General features: G+C 66.8%; 4 protein-coding genes. All 4 read right to left on the bottom strand.

Annotated features, from left to right (window positions below):
- Positions 1-17: 17 nt before the first annotated feature.
- Genes PIGHUM_RS06640 through PIGHUM_RS06625 form a run of 4 tightly spaced genes read right to left on the bottom strand, consistent with a single transcriptional unit; the run spans position 18 to position 5,765 of the window.
- Positions 18-677 carry a response regulator transcription factor gene (locus PIGHUM_RS06640; RefSeq protein ID WP_124078609.1) on the bottom strand — a complete coding sequence of 220 codons (660 nt, stop codon included), beginning with the start codon at positions 675-677 and terminating at the stop codon, positions 18-20.
- Position 678: 1 nt separating this feature from the next.
- Entirely contained in the window at positions 679-2,034 is a 1,356-nt protein-coding gene (locus PIGHUM_RS06635) for an HlyD family type I secretion periplasmic adaptor subunit (protein WP_246012997.1), read from the bottom strand.
- A gap of 14 nt (positions 2,035-2,048) precedes the next feature.
- Positions 2,049-4,265 carry a type I secretion system permease/ATPase gene (locus PIGHUM_RS06630; RefSeq protein WP_124078607.1) on the bottom strand — a complete coding sequence of 739 codons (2,217 nt, stop codon included), beginning with the start codon at positions 4,263-4,265 and terminating at the stop codon, positions 2,049-2,051.
- A gap of 30 nt (positions 4,266-4,295) precedes the next feature.
- Positions 4,296-5,765: a TolC family outer membrane protein gene (locus PIGHUM_RS06625; protein ID WP_124078606.1), complete on the bottom strand. Its 1,470-nt coding sequence runs from the start codon at positions 5,763-5,765 to the stop codon at positions 4,296-4,298.
- Between the last annotated feature and the right edge of the window lie 372 nt (positions 5,766-6,137).

Below are 6,137 nucleotides of genomic sequence, written 5' to 3'. Positions count from 1 at the left end.
CAGGAGAATGCGGCGGCTCAGGCGTCCGCGGGTACGGTCACGCCATGTACGCGCAGGGCCAGTTGCAGGCGGTCGCCGACGCCCAGCTTCTCGAAGATCGAGGACAGGTGGGCGCGGACGGTGCGTTCGGTGATGCCGAGCGCGGTGGCGATCCGGGGGTTGGTGTGTCCGCCGGCGGCCAGGCGCGCCACGCGGGATTCGCGTTGCGTCAGGCTTTCGGACCAGTCGCCGGAGGGCGCAGAACGGGCATCGATCTGCCGCAGCAGGCTCGACATCAGGGCCTGGCCCAGCCATACGCCGCCGGTGGAAACGGCCTCGAGCGCGCTGGCCAGCGTCTCGACCGGCGCATAGGTGTGGCAATAGCCGCTGGCGCCGCCCATCAAGGCGCGCGCGGCCTCGTCTTCGGCGGGCTGGCTGCTGGTGACGATCAGGTGCGTGTCGGCCAGCATGGCGGGCCATGCCGCGGAGTCCCAGGCGGGCAGCCGGGGCAGGCTGCCGTCCAGGATGGCCAGGCGCCGGCCCTGCCGTTGCCAGCGCGACAGGTCGGCCAGCTCCTTGCCGCGGGCGGCCAGCCAGCGGTGCTGGTTCAGTTTCTGCCAGCGGCGCCACAATTCGTCGTCCTGCGTGAGAAGCAGGACGGGACGGAGCGGATCGGCGGCGGGTGCTTCGATTTTCATATCATCTCTCGGTGAGCGCATTGGACTTCGCGCGCAGCAAGGGTTTGAGCAAGTACTGCATCAGCGTGCGCCGGCCGGTCTGGATGTGGACGTCGGCCTGCATGCCGGGGATGATCGGCAACTGCTGGCTGGTCGTGCCCAGGGCGCTGCGCTCGGTGCGTACGCGGACCAGGTAGTAGGAGTTCTTGCGCTCGTCGGTGATGGTGTCGGCGCCGATATGCTCGATGTGTCCCTGCAGGCCGCCGTATATGGCGTAGTCGTAGGCGGTGAACTTCACCTCGGCTTTCTGCCCGGGCCGCAGGAAGCCGATGTCGCGCGGCTGGACCCGCGCCTCCAGCAGCAGGGTGTCGTCGGCGGGAACGATTTCGACGATTTCCTTGGCGGGCTGGACCACGCCGCCCACGGTGTTGGCGTACAGGGTCTTGACCGTTCCGCGCACGGGCGAGCGGATCTCCGCGAGCTTGACGCGGTCGGCCAGCGCGACCTGCGTCTCCATCAGCGCCGAGAGCTTGGCGCGCGCGTCCGACAGCTCGCTGCGGGCGGTATTGCGGATGTTCAGCTCGGCCTCGGACACCTTGGTGCGGGCTTCCTGGATGGCGGCGCGCAAACGGCTGATCTGGGCCTCGGCGTTCTGCTGCTCGCCGCAGCTGCGGGCGACTTCCCGCTCCAGGCGCAGCAGCTCGACCTCGGAGATCGCGCCGCTCTTGAGCAGGGGCCGCGTGACGTCGAGTTCGCGCGAGGTCAGGGTGCAACTGGTGGCGGCCTGCGCCCGGGTAGCGTCGGTGGCGCGCAGCTCCTGTTCGCGCTGGCGCAATTGCTCCTGGGCGATGGCAATGGTGGCGTGCAGTTCCGCCGTGCGCGTCTCCCAGATGTGCCGTTCCATGGTCACCAGGTCCGGGGCTTGCGCCATGACGTCGGCCGGCGCGGCGAAGGGCTGGCCGCTGGCCAGCGCCGCCAGGCGGGCGGCCTTGGCCTTGAGCGCCAGGGATTCGGCGCGGTTCTCGCCCAGCGAAGAGGTGTAGCGCGTCGGGTCGATGCGCAGCAGGATCTGTCCGCTCTCGACCTGCTGCCCTTCGCGCACCAGCAGTTCCTGGACGATGCCGCCGTCCAGGCTCTGGACGACCTGGACCTGGCGTGACGGCACGACCTTGGCGTCGCCGCGCACGGATTCGTCGATCTTGCCCAGGCAGGCCCAGCCCAGCAGCGCGGCGAGGGCCGCCAGCGACGCCCAGACCAGGACGCGGGCGCCCTGGGCGCGCTGCTGCTGGATGGCCCACTCGGCATCGGCGCGATGGTCGCCGTCGTCGTGCAGTCCGCCGCTGCCGGTGCGCCGCAGCAGACCGAAGAGGCGCCCCATCGGCCGTGGGGCGCTCATGCCCGCGCTCCGACGGGGACCACGGCCGGGCGCAGCGAGGCCAATACCTGGTCGCGCTGTCCGTCCCGAATGAGGCGGCCGCCGTCCATGACCAGGATGCGGTCGACGCAGTCGAGCAGCGCGGTGCGGTGCGTGACCAGCAGCATGGTCTTGCCGCGCGCCGCATTGGCCAGCCTGTCCTTGAAGGTTTTTTCGGACGAGGGATCCATATTGCTGGTCGGCTCGTCCAGCATCAGCAGGACAGGGTCGTTGACCAGCGCGCGCGCAATGGCGACGGCCTGGCGCTGGCCGCCGGAGAGGGAATCGCCGCGCTCGCCGATGGGCATGTCGAAGCCTTGCGGGTGGCGGTTGACGAAATCGCCGAGTCCCGCCAGCCGGGCGGCTTCCAGGATGGCGGCATCGTCTGCGCCGGGCGCGCCCATCGCGATGTTCTGCCTGAGCGTGCCGTAGAACAGCGTGGGGTCTTGAGGCACGTAGCCGATGGCTCGCCGCAGGTCGATGGGATCGAGCTGGCGCACGTCCACGCCGTCGATCAGGACCGCGCCCTCGCTGGGCTGATAGAGGCCCAGCATCAGCTTTTCCAGCGTGCTCTTGCCCGACCCGATGCGGCCGATGATGCCGACCCTTTCCCCCGGCGCGATCTTGAACGACACGCCTTTGAGGGCGGGCTCGGCGGCGCCGGGATAGCAGAAGGTCACGTCGCGGAATTCGAGCGCGCCCTGCACGCCCGGACGGTGCAGAAAATCCCCCTCGCGGGCGCGCTCCGCCGGCAGCTTCATGTAGTTGTCGATCGAGGCGAGCGAGGTGCGCGCATTCTGGTACTGCATGATCAGCCCGGCCACCTGGCTGAGCGGGGCGAGGCAGCGGCCGGTGATCATGGTGGCGGCGATCAGCGCGCCCATCGACAGCGCCGCTTCCTGGATCAGGTAGACGCCGATGATGACCGTGCCTATCGAGGCCAGCTGCAGTACCGCCTGCACGAAATTGACGGTGCCGGAGGACAGCAGCTTCAGCCGGGAGCCCACGTGCGCGATGAACGCCGAGGCGCGCTCCCAGTTGCGCTGGATCACGTGCTGGGCATTGAGCGTCTTGACCGCTTCCAGGCTGGCCAGCGCTTCCACCAGCGTGGCGTTGCGCTGTGCCGAGGCCTGGAACGATTGGGCGGTCAGCTCTTCCATGCGCATCTGGGCGGTCAGCGAGACCAGCAGGATGAGGAGGATGCCGATCAGCGCAGGGACCACCAGCAGCGGCGAGATCCACAGCAGAACCAGCAGGAATAGCAGCGTGAAGGGCAGGTCGACCAGGGTAGTGAGCGTGGCCGATGCGATGAAGTCCCGGACCGACTCGAACGAGCGCAGGTTGGCGGCGAATGCGCCCACCGAAGCGGGCCGGCCTTCCATGCGCAGGTCCAGCACGCGTTCCATGATCTGGGCAGACAGCTGGACGTCGATGCGCTTGCTGGCAGTGTCGACGACATGCGCCCGCAAGGTGCTCAGCACCAGATTGAAGACCACGACCAGCGAGATGCCGACGGCCAGTACCCACAGCGTCTCGACGGCATGGTTGGGGACCACGCGGTCGTACACGTTCATCGTGAACAGCGGCATCGCCATGGCGAACAGGTTGACCAGCAGCGCGGCCGCCAGGGCGTCGCGGTACAGGCGCCGGTTCTGGATGACCGCATTCCAGAACCAGTGGCGGTGCCGTACCGGCCGAGGCCGGGGGGCGCGCCCGTCCACCCGATGCAAGGGATGGGCAAAACATGCGATGCCGGCATAGACGGCTTGCAGTTCGTCCAGGCCTACGGTCACGATGCTGCCGGGCGCCTCGGGATACGAGACGCGGCAGGATCGAGCGTCCGATTCATGCAGGACGCAGGCCCGGTTGTCCTGCAATAGCAGGATGGCGGGCAACAGGCCGGGCGCGAACTGCTCGAGCGGACGCCGCACGAGCCGGGCCGACAGCCCGGCCCGGGCGGCCGCCCGGGTCAGCAAGGCAGGAGGGAAGCGGCCCGGCTGGAACGGCAGGCCCGCTCCCAGCGCCTGGGCGCTCCAGGGCCTGCCGTGCAGGCGCGCGACCTGCGCCAGGCAGTCCAGCAAGGGGTCGAGCAATTCGGCATGCCGCGCGGCGGCGTCGCCGGACAGCCCGGCATCGTCCGCGGCGGCGGAGATCGCGTGCGCGTTCGGGCGCAGCGGCGTGGTACCAGCGTTCATCACACCTCGTCCGTTATTCGTGGTGTGAAATCAGCGGATTTCGGGCCGGGCCGTCGAGGGAGTGCCGGAAGCCGTCGAAAGACGGACGTTCTCCGGCGCCAGCCGGCGCGCATCCGCGGTCTGGGTCGAGCACAGTTCGAGCGGGACGTCCTCGGTGATCAGGTCATCGAGCTCGTCGGGCTGGTTCTCCCGCTGCGGATCGGCCAGTTGCAGCGCAGGCAGGATGCGGTGGGCCAGCGACAGCCATTTGTACTGCGCCGCCGCCAGGTCGTACTGGCCCGCCACCAGCGAGCGCTGCGCGTCGAACAGCTCGCCTTCGGTGTTGAGCAGGTCCATCAGCGAGCGCTGGCCGATGCGGAACTGTTGTCGATAGCCGTCGCGCACCTTGGCGGTGGCGTCGCGGTGCGTGCGCAGGAAGTTGATCTGTTCGCGCAGGCGAACGATGTTGTTCCAGGCGATGGCGAGTTCCTGCTGGATGTTGCGGCAGGTGTAATTGCGCACGTCGCGCGCCGCGTACATCTGGGCGGCGGTCTGGCGCAGGCGCGCCTGGTCCGCGTTGCCGCGGTAGAGGTTGTAGTTCAGCAGGAGCTGGATGCGCGAACTCTGGATGTGGTGCTGGCGGTCGACGTAATCGCGGTCGGCGCCGGTGGAGGCGCGCAGTTCGAGCGTGGGCGAGAAATTGCCCTTGGCGGATTCGTTGCCGGCGTAGGCGGCCCGCACCAGGGCCTGTTTGGACAGGAAGCCGGGGTTGCTGCGCACCGGATCGCTGAAATCGGTGGCGGAGTCGGGCAGCCTGGACGACACGTCCGGCGCCGGCGCGAGCTCCGCCGCGGGCGGCTGGCCGGTAATGCGGCGATAGCGCTCCTCGACGTCCAGCAGGTTGCCCGCTTCCACCATCCAGTTCGACTGCGCCAAGGCGAGGCGCCCGGAAGCCTGGTCGGCATCGACTCGACGGCCCACGCCGGACTGCGAGCGTTCGTTGATCAGGTCGAAGATGCCATTGTGCATGGCGTAGTTTTCTTGCGCCAGGCGGCCGAGTTCGCGGTAGCGCTGGACGTCGAGGTAGGCCAGTACCGCTTCGGTGGCGGTGCTGTCGACCGTGGATTGCAGATCGAAATACTTGGCCAGCTTTTCGAAGCCGTATTGCTCGACGTTGTTGCGGGTGCGGAAACCATTGAACAGCAGCTGCCGCAATTCCAGCGAATATCCCGTGCGGTTCCAGTCGGACGGGCCGGTGCCGCCGCTGCGATATTCGCGGCCCACCCATCCTTGCACGTTGACTTCGGGCCGGTAGGCTCCGCGGGCGATTTCCTGGCCTTCCAGCGCCGATTGGAAATCGTGATATCTGGCTTGTACCTCTGGATGATTCAGGATGGCCTGTTCGACTACGGAGGCCAGTGTGTCCGGTGCCTGCTGCGCACCTGCGGCCGCTGCATGCAGAATTGCTGCGGCAATGGCCGATGCCGTGATGGTTTTCCGAATGGTGAGTAGTGGGGTCATCTTCGTTGGCTAGGTGAAATGGAAACCCCCACTACCGAAGACTGTCAGCGGGGCGGTTCCGGCATATAACCCGCAACCCCAGCAACCCCAATGGTCAGCCGGACGCGGCATATATGGATATACGCTGAACGGCGCACATTTTTTGCAAATCTAGCCGACACGTGACTGTTAAGAAAAGATTTCAAAAATAAGCAATTAAAAACTGCTGATTACTAGTAACATTTAGTTTACTCAAAAAGAGATATATCTCGATTCGATATGCGCGATGCTCCTATCATTCACCGATCTGTCTCTAAAATCGGGTCGTTTCGAATCAAATATTTCATATGGAGCGATATGTAGTAATTAATGCGATAGTTTGCGTTTCTCGCA

This window comes from Pigmentiphaga humi, from assembly GCF_900606115.1.
Taxonomy (GTDB): Bacteria; Pseudomonadota; Gammaproteobacteria; order Burkholderiales; family Burkholderiaceae_B; genus Pigmentiphaga; species Pigmentiphaga humi.
Note: the sequence above shows the minus strand (reverse complement) of the source record. Positions and strands in the feature narration are given on the sequence as shown.

What these genes read in the sequence shown, in the direction of transcription:
- PIGHUM_RS06630 (WP_124078607.1), bottom strand. Translation starts at nt 4,265, where the DNA reads ATGAACGCTGGTACCACGCCGCTGCGCCCGAACGCGCACGCGATCTCC.
- PIGHUM_RS06640 (WP_124078609.1), bottom strand. Translation starts at nt 677, where the DNA reads ATGAAAATCGAAGCACCCGCCGCCGATCCGCTCCGTCCCGTCCTGCTT.
- PIGHUM_RS06635 (WP_246012997.1), bottom strand. Translation starts at nt 2,034, where the DNA reads ATGGGGCGCCTCTTCGGTCTGCTGCGGCGCACCGGCAGCGGCGGACTG.
- PIGHUM_RS06625 (WP_124078606.1), bottom strand. Translation starts at nt 5,765, where the DNA reads ATGACCCCACTACTCACCATTCGGAAAACCATCACGGCATCGGCCATT.